This window comes from Psychrobacter sp. ANT_H59 (genome assembly GCF_008369225.1).
In the GTDB taxonomy this organism is placed as follows: Bacteria; Pseudomonadota; Gammaproteobacteria; order Pseudomonadales; family Moraxellaceae; genus Psychrobacter; species Psychrobacter cryohalolentis.
Genome location: NZ_VOBE01000007.1, coordinates 94,851 through 112,160, shown reverse-complemented (window position 1 = coordinate 112,160; position 17,310 = coordinate 94,851). Strand labels below are relative to the sequence as shown.

Genomic DNA, 17,310 nt, shown 5'->3' with positions numbered 1-17,310 from the left:
TGTAAACAGTAAATGATGTAAAAATACCTAAAGCCCAGCCATTGAGTTGGGCTTTTTGCTGCCTATTAATTGCTGCTAATAATTTGAGTCGATGCAATGTAAAAGGAATCCAGTAGTGCCTTATAACATTTGTATTTCTTTTATTTAGGACCGAATATAGTAGAAAAGAGGCAAGAGCGCACATACAAAAAAGCCCAAGACAATGGTCTCGGGCTTTTTTAATAACTGGCTAGTAGGCAAATACTTTACAGAGGATTAACGATGCTCTTTATTTAAAGGATCTTGTGCCGCTATTCTTTGTTGCTCTTTTAGATGACGCTCTTCCCAATAAGGCGCGTTTTTGATACCGAATTTTGCAGGATCAAATGTATAGCGCGTTACACCAGCTTTACGCTGTGCTTCATAGTCTTTAAGCATGGTAAGCGTCGGACGTGCCACAAAGAAGATAACAAGAATACCAACAATATTGAGCCAAGCCATAAGACCAACACCAATATCACCAATTGCCCAAATATAACCGGCTGAGTTAAGACCACCATAGGCAACCATCACCATGATTAGGACTTTAACTAAAAATAGACCAGTTTTGTTGGCACCGCGACCGATAAAGCGCGTCAAGTAAGCAACGTTCACTTCAGCGATGTAGTAGTAAGCCAAGATGGTTGTAAAGGCAAAGAAGAAGACAGCGATAGCGATAAAGGTATTACCAAAACCACCATAGACAGATTCCATTGCCATTTGCGTAAATGCTGGAGCGTTGATTTCAGTCGTAGCCGCTACATTCTGGACGATGAATTGACCATCGGGTAATGTACCTTGGATGTTATAAGTACCCATCGTTAAGATCATAAATGCAGTAGCAGAACAAACCAGTAACGTATCAACGTAAACCGAGAAGGCCTGTACCAAACCTTGCTGTGATGGATGCTCAACTTCAGCAGCAGCAGCAGCGTGAGGACCTGTACCTTGACCGGCTTCGTTAGAGTAAATACCACGTTTTACACCCCAACCAATCGCTGCACCAAAACCTGCTTGAGCAGTAAAAGCATCACCAACGATTAAGCCAAATACTTCTGGAATCATCTCAAAGTTAGCAAACATGATGATCAGTGCAAGGATAATATAGCCGATTGCCATGAAAGGAACCGCATACTCGGTAAACGTTGCGATACGCTTGATACCACCGAAGATGATGATACCTAATACCACAAGAATAATACCCAATGCTACTAACCGCATAGAGCCGACTTCTAAGGCTCCAATGTTAACGATAGAACCTTCACCCATTACCTGCGCGAAAGCACTGATAACGCCGTTTGCCTGTACGCCTGGTAGGAACATACCACAAGCAAGGATAGATGAGATTGCAAAAAGGATGCCGTACCATTTTTGACCAAGTGCGCGCTCAAAATAGTAAGCAGGGCCACCGCGATATTCGCCAGTGATTACATCTTTTTCTTTGTAAATCTGAGCCAGTGTCGACTCAACATAAGCAGTAGATGCGCCTAGGAAAGCAACTACCCACATCCAAAATACAGCACCAGGACCACCGAAGCCGATAGCGGCTGCTACCCCTGCGATGTTTCCCATACCCACACGACCAGCAAGCGAGACGGCAAGTGCCTGAAACGATGAGATGCCTTGTTCACTAGATTTACCAGTAAATAGCAATTTGATCATTTCACCGAATAAACGTACTTGTACAAAGCGCGTCATGATGGAATAAAATAGACCTGCGCCCAAGCATAAGTAAATTAATGCAGGGCTCCAAATAATTCCGTTTACTAAATTGACTAAACCTTCCATATATCTATTCCTTCAACTGTCTCAAAATGACTATATATGAGGATGCATAGAGTGAGTTAACGGTTTAATATCCTTATTAAATCCAACCACTCAAATTATCTGCATGTACTTAAAACAATGATTTAAGCTTCATATGTACATAGTCACCAAGAATGGACTGTAGTTGTCTGTGTTTATCCGCTTGGTTTATTATCAAAGTTTGGCTGTATTTGCTCATCTCTTGATATCATTTATATATAAATATCAATCGATTGGCGATGGTTGCCATCTTTTTACTGTCTCTTTACTTTGGTAATCCGTCATCCTGCCATAAACATAAACGCTGTTATAAATAAACCAGTGGATAAAACAGGCGGTTATAATTTTAAATACCCATCATCGCGATGGCATTCAGCTTACTATGAGCGGTATCGGCTAAGTACAATTGCGTAATAGAGTCATAAAGCGATGATTTATCTGTCTATTAATCCTTTTAAATGATAAATAAACGAATCGCTAGTACTATGAAGAAAATAAGTCCACTACCAAATGTATGCAAACCGTACAGCTACGTAACTGCAATTTGCCATATTTTTTACCCAATTACTAGAAATTTCTTCTTAGCGGCAGCTATATATATGTTATGGCAAGCTTTATTATGGCAACAAGTACCGTAGAATATGGCATAAGGTCGATTTATCTCAGTTTGGATGATTTTTCAATAATTTATGTTATATAGATACATAGTCAAAACAGAGCGAGAGATTATGCTACAAGTCGTTGCTTGCGGTTGTGTTTTGGTAACGATGAATTGTAAAAAAAGCGTTATAGCGCCATTATTAGCACAACATATTGTAGGCTACAAAATATAAGCTTATATAGTCATAGTATTGAAGTCAGTATCAAAAAAAGCAGTCAAAAGCCATTTTAAAATCTTGTTATCAGTTGTTTGATATTTATCATTATTAGGAGAATCCACAATGACCCGTAAATCCATTGTAAAACCCATCTTGCTATCAGCTGTATTAGCCACGTCTACTGTCGGCTTGACAGGTTGTGGTTATAATAATCTTCAGGCTCAAGATGAGCAAGTGACGGCTTCGTGGTCAGAGGTGGTCAACCAATATCAACGTCGCTCGGATTTGGTGCCAAACTTGGTAAAAGTAGTACAGCAGTATGCTAAGCAAGAGCAGGAAGTCTTTACGCAAGTGGCTGAAGCCCGCTCACGCGCTGGTGGTATCACCGTAACGCCAGAAGTACTCAATGATCCTGAAGCGATGGAGCGTTATGCGGCGGCGCAAGAACAGATGACGGGTGCACTATCACGTTTGATGGCAGTGTCTGAGCGTTATCCTGAACTGAAATCTGATGTGCTATTCCAAGATTTGCAAGCGCAATTAGAAGGTACTGAAAACCGTATCGCCGTCGCTCGTAACCGCTATATCCAAGAAGTACAGGGTTACAATACGACCGTACGTCAATTCCCAACCAATATTACGGCAAAAGTATTTGGGATGAGTGCTAAACCAAACTTTAGCGTCGCGAACGAAAAAGAGATTTCTACTGCACCAAGCGTGGATTTTGACAATGGCGACTCAAAGACGGCTCAATAGCAGCAAATCAATAATGATGAATCATGCGTTTATTTCACGCCGGTATGCTTCATCTATTAAACGAATTGTGTAGCCGTCTTAGCGTTTCTTACTGGTATGAATAGGTTGCGTCTAATATTAAATATAAGCGTCTCTTAAAGCCTATTTATATCGTTAAGCCATTAAAAACAGGTAGAGCATCAAGTACTGATTAATTAAATACTTACTGATTGCCGCTCTACCTATTAATTTAGTAAAGATTTGACTTGAGGTGGTATACAGTTAATGACTCATTTAAAAACACCCCTAGCAGCGTTGTTATTCGCCCTTACTATTGGTAGCGCGTCTACATTGCATGCAGCGCCCGATGACAGTACGCTTGCTGCCGATAGCACCACGCAAAATCGCAGTGTGGAAGACTTAGTGGCTATTGCAAAAGCCGCTGAATCCAATGAAGCTATTAATGATGCTGTTTTAGGCAATGAGGCGATTAACGAAACCATACTCGGTAATGAAGCTATCAATCCTAATGCATCCAACAATGAGGGCGTGGCAGAGGCAAATGCGACCAAACGTCCCCCTGTCAAATCAACTGCTGACAGTGTCGATGCGGACAAACTGATTTTAAACAGCCCTGTCATCGACCAAGCTAATATCTTAAACCCACAAGAGAAGCAGCGCTTAGAAGCACAGCTACGTACAATTTATCAGCAAGGTTTGGCACAAGCAGCAGTGGTGATTGTCCCAACTACCAATGGCATGCCTATCTTTGATTATGCCTTGCAAGTTGCTGAAAAATGGCAGCTGGGTAGTAAAGACATCGATGATGGTTTGCTTGTGGTTGTCGCTGTCAATGACCGTGATATGTATATATTGACAGGTTATGGACTCGAAGGTGTACTGCCAGATGCGGCGGTCAATCGCATCATTCGAGAGGATATTACCCCGTTATTTAAGCAAAATAATTATGGCGCAGGGATATTGGCAGGCGTCACGGCCTTACAAAATCGTTTATCTGCTGATCCTGAAGTGCTTGCTCGTGCCGATGCGCAGGCAGCTGAACGTACTACCCAACAAGGATCAGACGAGCTGCCATCTCCTATTTTTCTATTCATCATGGCGATGATATTTGGTAGCTTTATTACCAGTATATTTGGTCGAGTATTCGGTTCAGTGCTGACGGCCGGTGGTTTTGTTGCAGGTTCACTAGCATTGGGCGGTGGTCTATTTATGACCATCATTATGGCGATATTTTTATGGCTGTTCTTGATTTCACGCGGCGGCGGTAAAGGCGGGTCTGGCGGCGGTAAAGGAGGTAGAGGCGGTGGTATGATATTCCTGCCGGGTATGGGCGGCGGCGGTTTTGGTGGTGGCGGCTTCGGCGGTGGCGGTGGCGGTTTTGGTGGTGGCGGCGCTGGCGGTTCTTGGTAAGCATTAGCCCTTTGTTTTTCAGTGGCTTCATAGCTACCTAGTAAAGACACTAAATAACCATTAGTAATGACGTACTTGAGGAAATAGTATCATGGCAGAGAATAACGCTTCAAAATCCAGCTTTGCCCGCTGGTGGCGCCAAGTCTTATTTATCCCCGTTTTGCATAGTAAATGGTTAACGCCCGCGGCAAAAGCTCGGTTGACAGAGCGGGTGACACTTGCTGAGCAAGGTCACCGCGGCGAGGTATTTTTGATCGTAGAAAATCATTTGCCTATTCAAGAGGCCTATCATAGCGACTGCCGTGACCGTGCGATTGATTTATTTAGTGAGTACCGAGTGTGGGACACCGAAGAAAATACTGGTGTGCTGATATACGTCAATGTTTGCGAGCACAAGCTTGAAATCGTTGCTGATCGCGGTATCAGTGCCCATGTTAGCCCAACAGTTTGGCGCGCAATGTGTGACAAAGCGGTAGTCGGTATTGCCAATCAGAAGACAGAAGAAAGCTTGACTGAATTGCTCGATGAGGTTGGTCAAGTACTGCGCCAGTATTATCATCTGGAGCAAAACCCATCAGGTAATGAGCTGTCTGATACGGTGGTTTTTTTAAAATAAACCCTGACGGCCATCAGCATGAAAGATTACACTAAACACTTATCGCTATATTTAATAAATAACCGATATATAACGCCAATACTGGAATATTATGATTGATCTAATAAAAAGACTGCCAAAAGCAGAACTGCATTTACATATTGAAGGCTCGCTCGAGCCTGAGCTTATGTTTAGATTGGCAAAAAAGAACCAGATAGAGATTCCTTATAAAGACATAGAAGATGTGCGTAATGCTTATAACTTTACCAATCTGCAGACATTTTTAGACATCTATTATGCCGGTGCCAATGTCTTGATTACGCAGGATGATTTCTACGATTTGACATGGGAGTATATTCTCAAATGTGTCGAAGATAATGTTATTCATACAGAGATATTTTTTGATCCGCAGACGCATACGGCAAGAGGCGTGGCGTTTGAGACAGTCATAACAGGCATCAAACGTGCACTGGCTGATGCCAAAGCACAATACGGTATTACCTCTTGTATTATCATGTGCTTTTTACGGCATTTATCCCAGGAAGAAGCGTTTGAGACGTTAGAGCAAGCATTGCCATTTAAAGACGACATTATCGGTGTCGGTTTGGATTCTTCAGAATTAGGCAATCCGCCATCGAAGTTTATAGAGGTATTTAAAAAGGCAAAAGAGGAAGGCTTTAAGTTGGTTGCCCATGCTGGCGAAGAAGCGGATTTCTCTTACATTTATGAAGCGTTAGATTTATTGGATATCAGTAGAATCGACCATGGTGTGCAATCTATCAAAAGCACTGAGCTGATGCAGCGTCTAAAAGATGAGCAGATGCCGCTCACCGTGTGCCCGAATTCTAATATCGAATTAAGAGTCTTTGATACCTATAAAGAGCACAACATCAAAGAGCTGCTAGATTATGGTCTAAATATCACGGTCAACTCAGATGACCCTGCTTATTTTAAAGGCTATATCAATCAGAACTTCATCAATATCAGTGAGAATTTGCCACTGACAGAAGACGATATTATCACCTTGGTAAAAAATTCTTTTAGATCGTCATTTATCAGTGATGAGCTAAAGCAGCAGTATTTGGACAAAGTCGATCAAGCGGTAGGTTAATGGTTTGTCTATTATAGTATGCCCATTCTTTTTACCAACTCTGGCAGGATGACACCAGCTTTTGCTGCCAGAGTAATATCAACTAGCGTATTTGGTGTCGGATAAGGATTTATCTCGATAATTTTGGCACCGTTATGTTTTGCCAGTTGTGCCAGTCCGGCAGCGGGATAGACGAGGCTGGAAGTACCGATACTAATAAATACATCACAACTCGCGGCAGCTTCCTCTGCTGTCTGCCATGCCCGCATCGGTAACGACTCTCCAAACCACACAATATCAGGTCTGATATAACCATCACAATGCTGGCAAGTTATTAGAGCTTCATCAAAACTGATGCTATTCTCGCTGTCATAAGCGCCTTTTAATTGGATTGTATAAGGTGTCTGACATTGACTGCATCGATTACGCCATAGATTGCCATGCAGGTGGGTAACAGTGCTGCCTGCTTGCTCATGCAAATCATCGACATTTTGAGTAATGAGGGTCAGTTGCTGATTAGTCGATTGACTGTGATACTGCCACTGTGCTAATGCCGTATGGGCAGGATTGGGTTTTTTACTAGCCACGAGCTGTCTGCGCCATTGATACCATGACCAAACCAGCTTTGGGTAGCGGGCGAAGGCATCTGGTGTCGCCAAGTCCTCAGCCCGATAATTCTCCCACAAGCCAGTTTGCTTATCACGAAAAGTCGGAATGCCGCTTTCTGCTGAAATCCCTGCGCCAGTTAAAAGGCAAATATGCTGTTTCGATTCTAATAGTTCAGCAGCACGCTCTACTTCTGCTATTAACGCTGATGATAATTCTGCTAACATAAGCTAACCCTTGCTAATAATGGATATCCTTTCTTATGATAGACGGAATTTGGTGGCTTGTCATATTGACGGCAGTTATCGTTGGATTATGGTTTTTTGCAAAATCACGTGCACCAAATAACTTGCATGATACAAAGTCAAAAGATAAGAAAAAACCGATAAATGACGCCTTACAAAAGACGGCAGAGATGATTAAGCAGCATTTTCCTGATTATCGAGTGACACGAAAGGGCAGTCATTTGCTCGTTACTCGACAAAATATAAAAATTGCGATGATTACGATTGACCCCAAGCTTGCTGCCAGTCAACGCCGTTTGGGTGATATACCAGTGATTAATTATCAGCGTGTCCCTAGCCGTGCGCAACTAGATGCCAATTTGCAAGAGGCAGAGTAGATTGGTACGAATACCCAGCTAGGAGAAGTAATACTCCGTCATAAGTCAGCATAAAATGGAGTTAACAACAATATATACAACATTTTATAGGTATTAACAGACTAGCTTATCAATGATAAAAACTTCAAGGTTTTGTTTTAAATGGTCTTATAGATTTGAGGTAGTGCTGAGAAATGGCGAAATACGATGATTGGTGCGCTCGGCGGGAATCGAACCCACGACCCTCGGCTTCGGAGACCGATACTCTATCCAACTGAGCTACGAGCGCAAAAGTGCCTAGAAATAAAGACCGCTTAGTCTAACAAATAAAAGTCATAAAGCCAATGAATGAAGCCAGCTATTGAGGTTTTTTAAGAAAAAACAGCATAGTCCGCAAACAGGCATGGCAATCTACCCGTCTTTTCCCTTATAATGTCAGGGAGAATCCATATTTATAATCACCGATTACAAGTGCGCTCGCATGCGGGATGGCTGTTTGCTATTGACAACGGTTTGTTGTCAAAGGAGGACAGACAGAATGTCTAAGTCTTGCTGACCCTTGTATACGTAATAAGAGAACGTGACGAATGAGAAAAGTAGTTATGTTATCGGCAGCTGCCATTCTAGGAATCGCTAGTATCGCTGTGAGCCAAGCTGAAAGTGCTATAGATACACCCGTTACTATATCTGCTGTCGCAGAAGGCAAAGAGGTTGTCGAAAATGCCCCTCAAAAGCTAGGTGATGAGCCTCAAGCGGCGGCTGACACCACGGATGGCGCTGCTTCTGCTGATGCAACTGCACAAACAGACGCGACAGCAACAGATGCACCAGCCGAGGCAACTGCGGCAGCCGCACCAGCTGCTGTTGAAGAGCCAATTCCACAAGATACGCCGCAAGTACAAAAATTGATTGCGTTATATCCGAACCTGATTGCTCGTATTCAGCCTGTTGCCAAAATATGTTTTGAAGAAGATGAAGTTTGTGACGTGACGGCTCGTTCTGCTGGTCCAGCTGCAGGCGATGGTCCTCGTGATGGTAAAGCAGTCTATAACGCAGTATGCCAAACTTGTCATGCGTCAGGGCTGCTCGGCTCTCCTAAGTTAGGTGATGCGGGTGCTTGGGGACCTCGTATAGCAAAAGGTAAAGATACCCTATATACCCATGCTATCAATGGTTTCAATGCTATGCCTGCCAAAGGCGGCGCGGATATTCCTGATGAAGAAGTACAAAATGCCGTTGATTATATGGTTGGTGAAGCCAGCTAGTTTTTATGGCTAAGGTGCTTTAAAAGGCAATAAATAAAAAGCATCTATCTCATAGTGAGGTAGGTGCTTTTTTATGTATGATTGATAGGACTCATGTCGTCGTTATGATATTCCACCGTTGAAATAGCTTCCCTTCAGCCTCACATTAATACACTACAGCAACGATTATAAGAATTGGCATGCTGATACAGCATTTTTTAGATTAATCATTCATAAAGAGGTATTCATGTCTGAAGTACCAGCACTATCGATTCAGAATTTATCCAAAACTTATAGCAACGGATTTTCGGCATTAAAAGATGTCAGTCTTACGGTTCCGCAAGGGGGATTTTTTGCGTTACTGGGACCAAATGGTGCTGGTAAGTCAACGATGATTGGTATCATTAGCTCGCTCTTTAAGCCAACAGCGGGTAGTGTCCATATCTTTGGTACGGACTTGTTATCTGATCCCTCAAAAGCAAAGCAATTTTTGGGCGTAGTACCGCAAGAGTTTAACTTTAATCAGTTTGAAAAAGTTGAAGACATTCTTATTACCCAAGCAGGCTATTTTGGCATTGCAGCAAAAGAAGCAAAACCGCGTGCAGAGAAGTTGCTCAAAGCTTTGGGACTTTGGGAAAAACGTGACAGCAAATCGCGTGAGCTCTCAGGTGGTATGAAGCGTCGATTGATGATTGCACGGGCGCTCATACATAAGCCACGTCTATTGATATTAGATGAACCGACTGCTGGTGTAGATATTGAGCTACGCCGCTCAATGTGGGAGTTTATGGAACAGATTAATATTGAAGAAAACACCACCATTATTCTAACTACGCATTATCTTGAAGAAGCTGAGCAGCTGTGTAAGCGTATCGCGATTTTGGATCACGGTGAAATTCGTATCAATACTGAAATGAAAGACTTGCTTGCGCAGTTATCGGTTGAGACTTTTGTCTTTGATGTGGCGACTCCGTTAACACATCAATTAGTATTAACGGGTGTGACGGATGTCGTGCAGCCGGATGATTTGACGATTGAGGTAACATTGACAGAAGGTGAGTCGTTAAATGGTGTCTTTACTCAATTGTCTGAGCAAGGTATTACGGTCGCGAGTATGCGTAATAAAGCCAACCGTTTAGAAGAGTTGTTCATGCGTCTGGTAGATAAAAGCCTACATGAGCCTTTAAGCTCGTAGCTCTTTAGCATTAGCTACCTTTGAAAGTTGGGCTTTATAACGAATTTTTATGAATAATAAGACCGTATTAATAAATCTTCATTCAACATGTATATTAAATAGAATAATCAGATAGGCAACTCTGTTTGCACTAGAGACTATTTACTCTAGCAAGCATAGGCGCTTAGGAGAGATACCGCATGAACTTTGCACAACGCTGGATTGCATTTCGCACTATTTTGGTAAAAGAAGTGCGCCGAATTCTACGTATTTGGCCGCAGACGTTATTGCCGCCAGTCATTACCATGAGCCTGTATTTTGTCATCTTTGGTAAGATGATTGGACCACGTGTGGGTGAGATGGGCGGTGTGCCGTATATGCAGTTTATCGTGCCTGGTTTGATTATGATGGCAATCATCACTAACAGCTATTCTAATGTGGTCTCAAGCTTTTTTAGTGCCAAATTTACCGCCAGTATCGAGGAGCTTTTGGTCTCGCCCGTATCAAAACATGCTATTTTGATGGGCTATATCAGCGGTGGTATTTTCCGCGGATTAGCGATTGGTATCATTGTCTCGATCGTGGCGCTGTTCTTTACTGATTTGGGTATTGAACATTTATTTGTGACCATATTTACTGTCCTTGGCACCTCTATTCTGTTTTCATTGGGCGGCTTTATTAATGCTGTATTTGCCCGCTCTTTTGATGATATCTCCATCATTCCCAGTTTTGTATTAACGCCGCTGACCTATCTTGGCGGGGTGTTCTACTCGATGGAAAACTTATCACCATTTTGGCAAAATATCTCATTATTGAACCCAATCGTTTATATGGTCAACTCATTCCGCTATGGGATTTTGGGCTATTCTGACGTCAATGTCTGGTATTCAATGGGCGCTATTTTTGCTTTTTGTGCGATCTTTTATACCATTGCCTATCGACTATTAAGTGACGGCTCGCGCGTACGTTTGTAGGAAGAATAAGGTTTATATAAATCTTTCATTCCGTTCGAGCCCTTGAACTGGTTAATAATCTTACTAAAACTTTAAATATTATTTAATTTCAATCATTACTATTAGGAAATACCAATGAGTATCCACGGTATCTTGGGTGAACAAACCACTGATTATCCAACTGAGTATAGTCCAGAGACGTTATATCCGATTGCTCGTAGTATGGGGCGAGAGGTCATTGGTTGGCAGGATGATAAGCTAGAGATAGGTATCGATTGGTGGCAGGCATTTGAGCTGTCATGGTTAAATGAGCAAGGTATATCGCAGGTCGCGATAGCACGCTTTGGCATTCCGGCAAGCTCGCCATTTATTGTTGAATCAAAGTCATTGAAGCTTTATCTAAATAGTATCAACTTTACTGAATTTGGTAGTTGGGAAACAGTACAAACGCTGATAGCGAAAGATTTGTCGAAATGCGTACAAGCTGAAGTTAACGTTGAATTGTTTGACTTAGAGGATGAGCATTCAGGGCTATTGATCGCTCAGCCTTATGGCATTTGTATTGATGATGCACTAGCGGACAGTACTGAGAAAGTAGCATTAACGCTGCATCCTGATGCGTCATTATTAGAACATGATTCAAGTGATGCTAAAATATCAGAGGGTAAAACTTTTAGCTTTTATTCTAATCTATTACGTAGTAATTGTCCGGTGACCAATCAGCCAGATTGGGGGACATTGGCAGTTTCAATAACCACTAATAAGCCAGTTAATAACGCAAATATGCTGCGTTATATATTAAGTTTCCGTCAGCATAATGGCTTTCATGAGCAGTGTGTTGAGCAGATATTTGCTGATTTGAGTCAATACTATGAGCCAAGTGAGCTCATGGTTCGTGCTTGGTATACACGTCGAGGTGGTATTGATATTAATCCTTGTCGTGTGAGCGATATTACATTATTGCCTGTGCCTAGTCGTTTGATTCGTCAGTAAGAAAAGCATTGTGAATGGTTTTTAAGTAAATCTCTAATTATAAAAAAAGCGCCTATCTCATATAATGAGATAGGCGCTTTTTATGGTACTGATTTTATCGTTGCACTATTTACCGCTGACTTTAGCTACTACTTCATCACGGCTAAGTAGTTGCTTCTCACTATCACGGCGATTGACGTACTCGTATTTATCTTCTGCCAAATTACGGTCAGATACTACGATACGATGCGGAATACCAATCAGCTCAAGGTCAGCAAACTTCACGCCTGGGCGCTCATTACGGTCATCAAGCAATACATTGATACCAAGAGCTTTTAGCTCCTCGTACAATGCCGTTGCTGTTTCCATAACGGTGTCTTCTTTTGATTTCATTGGCACGATAGCGACTTCAAAAGGTGCTAAAGAATCACTAACATCTGGTGTTGATGGCCACATAATGCCGTTTTCATCGTTGTTTTGCTCAATAGCAGCAGCGATAATACGGCTGACGCCAATACCGTAACAGCCCATCATCAAAGTGACCGGCTTGCCATCTTCACCTGATACCGTGCAGTTCATCGCTTGCGAGTATTTATCACCCAACTGGAAGATATGACCGACTTCGATACCGCGTTTGATCTGCAGCGTACCTTTACCATCAGGAGAAGGGTCGCCTTCGTGTACATTGCGAATATCAACAATACGGGTGATATGCGCGTCACGCTCCCAATTCATACCCGTCGTGTGCTTATTAATTTCATTGGCGCCAGAGACAAAGTCAGACAATGCCGCTGCTGCACGATCAACAAAGACTGGCATATTAAGCTCAACGCCGATATAGCCTTTATGCAGACCAGCGGCTTTTAGCTCTTCTTCCGTTGCCATCATTAAAGGGACATTGGCTTCTTCAATTTTTTCGGCTTTTATGGTGTTTAGTGTATGGTCGCCACGTAATACCACAGCGATAAGCTGCGGCTCACCTTCTGGCGTATGACCTTGCACAATCAATGTTTTGACGGTTGTGGCAAGTGGAACATTCAAATGCTCAGCAACGGCTTCACAGGTTGGCATATTGACGGTATCAATATTTTCGCGAGTCATCGTCGCAGGCTGGCGTTCTGCCATACTCATAGATTCTGCAAGCTCAACGTTGGCAGCATATTCAGACGAATCAGAGAAAGCAATATCATCTTCGCCGCTGTCTGCTAGGACATGGAACTCGTGAGAGGCAAAGCCACCTATTGAGCCAGTGTCGGCTTGTACCGCACGGAAATCAAGACCTAAGCGCGTGAATATGCGTGTATAAGCGTCATACATCTCATCATACGTCTTTGCCAGTGACGCTTGGTCAACGTGGAACGAATAAGCATCTTTCATGGTAAATTCGCGTGCGCGCATCACACCAAAGCGTGGACGAATCTCATCACGGAACTTATTTTGAATTTGAAAGAAAGTAATCGGTAATTGCTTATAACTGCGCAGCTCGCCTTGGGCAAGATTGGTGATGACTTCTTCGTGAGTCGGTCCCAATACAAAATCGCGGTCATGACGGTCTTTAAAGCGTAGTAGCTCAGGACCATAGTCGTTAAAACGTCCGGTCAGCTGCCAAAGCTCAGCAGGCTGAGTCATCGGCATAAGCACTTCTTGAGCGCCGATATTTTGCATCTCTTCGCGAACGATACGCTCGACTTTTTGCAATACGCGCAAACCCATTGGCAACCAGATATATAATCCAGAAGCGATTTTGCGAATCAGACCGGCTCTAACCATTAATTGGCTTGAAGCGATATCTGCATCACTGGGTGTTTCTTTTAGCGTGGCAAATAAAAATTGACTGGCTTTCATAAATAAAGCGGAACCTTATCGACGATAAAATAAATAAGAAATAGTAGGATATTGAGCGTGTGGTTTGATAGCCGACGCAAGATGACCTGTTATTACTTGGTAATAGTGTAGGACATGCCCTAGCTAGAAAATACTACAACAGACAGTACGCTAGTGAGCAGTGCGTTCGTAAACAGCATTTAAAAAAGGATATAACATATTATTTTGTATAAAAATATCAGACTTCATCGAGCGCTGTCTTTAGCATAAAGCTCGAAAAATACCTGTATACCGATGTTTTAAGCATACAACCTGACTATGTTAGGTAAAGTTCGCCTAAGACGCAATGACTTTTTGTTTTTTCAGAGCGAAGGTTACTTAAAGGGTTGAATCAGACAGCTATAACTCGATTATTTACCAGTTCTAAATGTATTTATAGCAAATAAAAAGGGGTTTTTTGAAAAGGGTATTATTGGTAATTATGTAGAGTATTAGTAGTCATTACTTGAAGTTGCTGCTTAAAAATGGCATTTATCATCTAGTATGTCGTTTTTTGTGTAGTTCTAATAATATGGCATTATAAAAATAATCGATAAAACTATGATAAAACCACAAAGGTGTTTATATGAACAGTTCTGATAATCGAACTCCTATTAATACGATTTCTTCAAAAGCGAAAAAATCCATCGCTATGATGTCGTGGATCGTATTGCTTGCTGGTCTCGCAGCCGTCATTTTCGCTATCTATACTGTGCAGAATATTACCAAAGAAGAGCCCATAGAAACCATCACTCGTGAAGGTGTGGTGACACAAATTCAGAACTTGAATCGATTGGAGACGGTAGCGTTCAGCGTTGATACGGTGATTACTAGTCAGCGTTCAGGCAGTTGGATGAAGCTATGGCAAGATGAGCAAAAGGCGCTATTTATTGCTCGTGGTCGCGTAGAGGCAGGCATTGACTTGAGCGCATTGACACCTGAGATGGTACAAGTGATACAGCCTACCGAGTCGGAAGTAAATGATGCTGAAAACTCTGATGTTAATGCCCCCGTTTCTATTATGCCAAAAATTAATATTACGCTGCCGCCATCAGAGATATTTTCAGTCTATCTAGATGATATTGAGATTTATGATTGGCAAACCGGTGCTTTTGGGATGATGCAAGTCGATCCAAAAATCTTACAACAAGCACAAAGTATGGCGAAAGAAGAAGTGCTTGAACGTGCTTGCCGTGGTGATGTCATGACTATGGCGTTAGAGAATGCACAAGTGCAGTTGCAACAGCTGTTTGCGTTAACTGGTGCAGTAGTGACGGTCACGACGCAGGGTGCTGGCTCGTGTCAGATGCCGTCAGTCGCTTCAGCGTCAGCTACAGTTAATAAATAATAAAACCAATTTTCAGTAGATAATGGTTGTATAGTGAGTTTATTACGAAAGTGTTATAGCGCTATTGTTATGAATTTTGCGCAGCCTCTGGGAACGCAGCACGCCAGTAAAATTTATACCAATAGCGCGTTTAAATTTTCATAACATTTTTATTTTTATCTGACTATATAGTCAGGGAAAAGTAATATCGATACATCAAGTACTGCTGATATTAATTTTTCTTGCTTGCTGTGCCTACGCAGACAGAGGCTGCAAAAAATTTATACCAGCAGCACTGTAGCGTTTTTTGAGATATTTTAACTATAGATATTACTCTTTTTTAAATTCAGCAATCGCTAATTGTCGTGCCAGTTTATGCTCAACGATTGGCACAGGATAATCAATATCTGCAAAGGTACCATTCTTACTCAGAGCCTTGCGCATTTTATCCTCGCTATGCAAGACACTGGCAGGGATTGGCTTTAATTCAGGTAGCCAAGTTTTAATGAATATTCCCTCAGCATCATGGCTTTTAGCTTGGCTAAAGGGATTCATAATACGAAAATAGGGCGCAGAATCTGTACCTGTTGATGCGCTCCACTGCCAGCCACCATTATTAGACGCAAAGTCACCGTCTATCAGCTGCTGCATAAAGTAACGCTCACCCCAGCGCCAATCAATCAATAAATCTTTAGTCAAAAACATCGCGGTAACCATGCGCAAACGATTGTGCATAAAGCCTGTCGTATTAAGGCAGCGCATCGCTGCATCGACTAATGGCACACCCGTTTTGCCCTCACGCCATGCTGCAAAAGCATCTTCATCATACGACCAGTTGATTTTCTTATCAATCTCATTTTTATAAGCATGATGGCGAATAAGCTCAGGCTTATAATCTAAAACATGGCGATAGAAATCTCGCCAAGCCAGCTCGCTTATCCAGCGGTTAATGTCATTATTGTCACCGCTGTCAAAGTTGTCACCATCATTTCCATGTAATTTCCCTAGCGCCTTAGTAGCTTGTAAGTAACAAAGTCTGGGACTGATTGCGCCAATAGTAAGGTAAGCGGATAGCTGACTGGTCGCGTGTAAGCTGGGCACATCGCGGCTCACATCATAGTTATTGATATCATCCGCGATAAATTGGTCTAATCGATGACAAGCAGTAACTTCGCCAGCAGGATAGGCAAGGCGAGCTTGGCTAATTTGCTTGTCCGTATCTATATCTTGATAGGATTTATGAGTTTGTAGATATTTTTGATAGTCGTGGACAGTTTCTTTGCACAATGCTTCTATATCTTGAGTAGTATTTGCACTGTTTTCTGATAATGTTAAATTAACTTGTTTATTACCTATGACGGCAAGTGCTGTATGAATTTGTATGTCACTAACCTCCAAGGTATGCCGCCATTTTTTATAAAATGGGGTAAACACTTGATACATGCTGTCATCATTGGTAGTGATACTTTTCGGTGGTAAGATACATTGGTCATGCCAGCGGATAAACTCAATTTCGTTGTTTGCAAGTTGTTTGGTTAACAGTTCATCCCGCGCAACCTCATTACCTTCGTACTCATGATTTGCCATCACGCAGCTGATATTATTTGTCTCACATAATGCGCTCAACGCAGCTATACAATCAGTGAAACTAGGGCAGATTTGCACGGTTAAAATGATGTTCAACTGGTGCAGTTTTTGTGCGAGGATAGGGAGTGTTCGCGCAATATGATCAAGCTGTGTAAGCGACATATTATGTGTCTGCCACTGCTCAGGGGTGAGAAAAAAAACCGCGCTGAGCTGAGCATTGTCTTCGTTTGCACGCTCACAAATGGCAGCCAAAGCAGTATTGTCATGAACGCGTAGATCACGGCGAAACCACATGAGATAATGCAGCTGATGACTATCCTCGACTTTGTTGTGTGAATTATTTTTTATCGCTACCGCCGTCTTAGACATTCATCTATTCCCATATTAATCAATCGCAATCATAAACAAAACTATGAATAAAAGTATGCTAGGATAAGTTTTTGGATGCAATTGATTTGCTCCTTTATTAACAAATCATCATATTCAGTCT

At 42.2% G+C, this 17,310-nt stretch carries 14 protein-coding genes and 1 tRNA gene; 10 read left to right on the top strand and 5 right to left on the bottom strand.

Annotated elements, in window-relative coordinates; genetic code table 11:
* Positions 1 to 255: 255 nt before the first annotated feature.
* Complete coding sequence (locus FQ083_RS11480; protein ID WP_020442782.1) at positions 256 to 1,806, bottom strand: alanine/glycine:cation symporter family protein; 1,551 nt, start codon at positions 1,804 to 1,806, stop codon at positions 256 to 258.
* Between the two features lie 959 nt (positions 1,807 to 2,765).
* On the opposite strand from FQ083_RS11480, the gene FQ083_RS11475 reads away from it, so the two are divergent.
* The 4 genes from FQ083_RS11475 (at position 2,766) to FQ083_RS11460 (ending at position 6,514) form a co-directional block, all read left to right on the top strand.
* Positions 2,766 to 3,398, top strand: a complete 633-nt coding sequence (locus FQ083_RS11475; protein WP_149409934.1) for a LemA family protein — start codon at positions 2,766 to 2,768, stop codon at positions 3,396 to 3,398.
* A gap of 264 nt (positions 3,399 to 3,662) precedes the next feature.
* On the top strand, positions 3,663 to 4,808 hold the full coding sequence (locus FQ083_RS11470; protein WP_149409933.1) for a TPM domain-containing protein: 1,146 nt from the start codon (positions 3,663 to 3,665) through the stop codon (positions 4,806 to 4,808).
* 91 nt (positions 4,809 to 4,899) lie between these two features.
* On the top strand, positions 4,900 to 5,424 hold the full coding sequence (locus FQ083_RS11465) for a TPM domain-containing protein (protein ID WP_020442785.1): 525 nt from the start codon (positions 4,900 to 4,902) through the stop codon (positions 5,422 to 5,424).
* 91 nt (positions 5,425 to 5,515) lie between these two features.
* Entirely contained in the window at positions 5,516 to 6,514 is a 999-nt protein-coding gene (locus FQ083_RS11460) for an adenosine deaminase (protein ID WP_149409932.1), read from the top strand.
* Positions 6,515 to 6,525: 11 nt separating this feature from the next.
* On the opposite strand, the gene FQ083_RS11455 is transcribed toward FQ083_RS11460, so the two are convergent.
* On the bottom strand, positions 6,526 to 7,326 hold the full coding sequence (locus FQ083_RS11455) for an NAD-dependent deacylase (RefSeq protein ID WP_149409931.1): 801 nt from the start codon (positions 7,324 to 7,326) through the stop codon (positions 6,526 to 6,528).
* 35 nt (positions 7,327 to 7,361) lie between these two features.
* Between FQ083_RS11455 and FQ083_RS11450 the strand changes: the two genes are divergently transcribed.
* Positions 7,362 to 7,721: a hypothetical protein gene (locus tag FQ083_RS11450; RefSeq protein WP_149409930.1), complete on the top strand. Its 360-nt coding sequence runs from the start codon at positions 7,362 to 7,364 to the stop codon at positions 7,719 to 7,721.
* A 191-nt stretch (positions 7,722 to 7,912) separates the two neighbouring features.
* On the opposite strand, the gene FQ083_RS11445 is transcribed toward FQ083_RS11450, so the two are convergent.
* Positions 7,913 to 7,989 (bottom strand) — tRNA-Arg (locus tag FQ083_RS11445).
* Between the two features lie 298 nt (positions 7,990 to 8,287).
* Between FQ083_RS11445 and FQ083_RS11440 the strand changes: the two genes are divergently transcribed.
* From FQ083_RS11440 to queF, 4 genes are all read left to right on the top strand, one after another.
* Positions 8,288 to 8,965, top strand: coding sequence for a c-type cytochrome (locus tag FQ083_RS11440; protein WP_149409929.1), 678 nt, complete (start codon positions 8,288 to 8,290; stop codon positions 8,963 to 8,965).
* Between the two features lie 226 nt (positions 8,966 to 9,191).
* A complete protein-coding gene (locus tag FQ083_RS11435) occupies positions 9,192 to 10,139 on the top strand; it encodes an ABC transporter ATP-binding protein (RefSeq protein ID WP_149409928.1) in 948 nt (315 codons plus the stop codon).
* A 179-nt stretch (positions 10,140 to 10,318) separates the two neighbouring features.
* Complete coding sequence (locus FQ083_RS11430; protein ID WP_011512829.1) at positions 10,319 to 11,092, top strand: ABC transporter permease; 774 nt, start codon at positions 10,319 to 10,321, stop codon at positions 11,090 to 11,092.
* 114 nt (positions 11,093 to 11,206) lie between these two features.
* On the top strand, positions 11,207 to 12,064 hold the full coding sequence (gene queF, locus FQ083_RS11425) for an NADPH-dependent 7-cyano-7-deazaguanine reductase QueF (protein WP_149409927.1): 858 nt from the start codon (positions 11,207 to 11,209) through the stop codon (positions 12,062 to 12,064).
* A 105-nt stretch (positions 12,065 to 12,169) separates the two neighbouring features.
* On the opposite strand, the gene FQ083_RS11420 is transcribed toward queF, so the two are convergent.
* Positions 12,170 to 13,888: a proline--tRNA ligase gene (locus FQ083_RS11420; RefSeq protein ID WP_149409926.1), complete on the bottom strand. Its 1,719-nt coding sequence runs from the start codon at positions 13,886 to 13,888 to the stop codon at positions 12,170 to 12,172.
* A 604-nt stretch (positions 13,889 to 14,492) separates the two neighbouring features.
* Here FQ083_RS11420 and FQ083_RS11415 point away from each other — a divergent pair.
* Positions 14,493 to 15,254: a DUF4230 domain-containing protein gene (locus FQ083_RS11415; RefSeq protein WP_149409925.1), complete on the top strand. Its 762-nt coding sequence runs from the start codon at positions 14,493 to 14,495 to the stop codon at positions 15,252 to 15,254.
* A gap of 309 nt (positions 15,255 to 15,563) precedes the next feature.
* Here FQ083_RS11415 and FQ083_RS11410 read toward each other — a convergent pair whose 3' ends face one another.
* Positions 15,564 to 17,189 carry a cryptochrome/photolyase family protein gene (locus FQ083_RS11410; RefSeq protein ID WP_149409924.1) on the bottom strand — a complete coding sequence of 542 codons (1,626 nt, stop codon included), beginning with the start codon at positions 17,187 to 17,189 and terminating at the stop codon, positions 15,564 to 15,566.
* Positions 17,190 to 17,310: the final 121 nt, after the last annotated feature.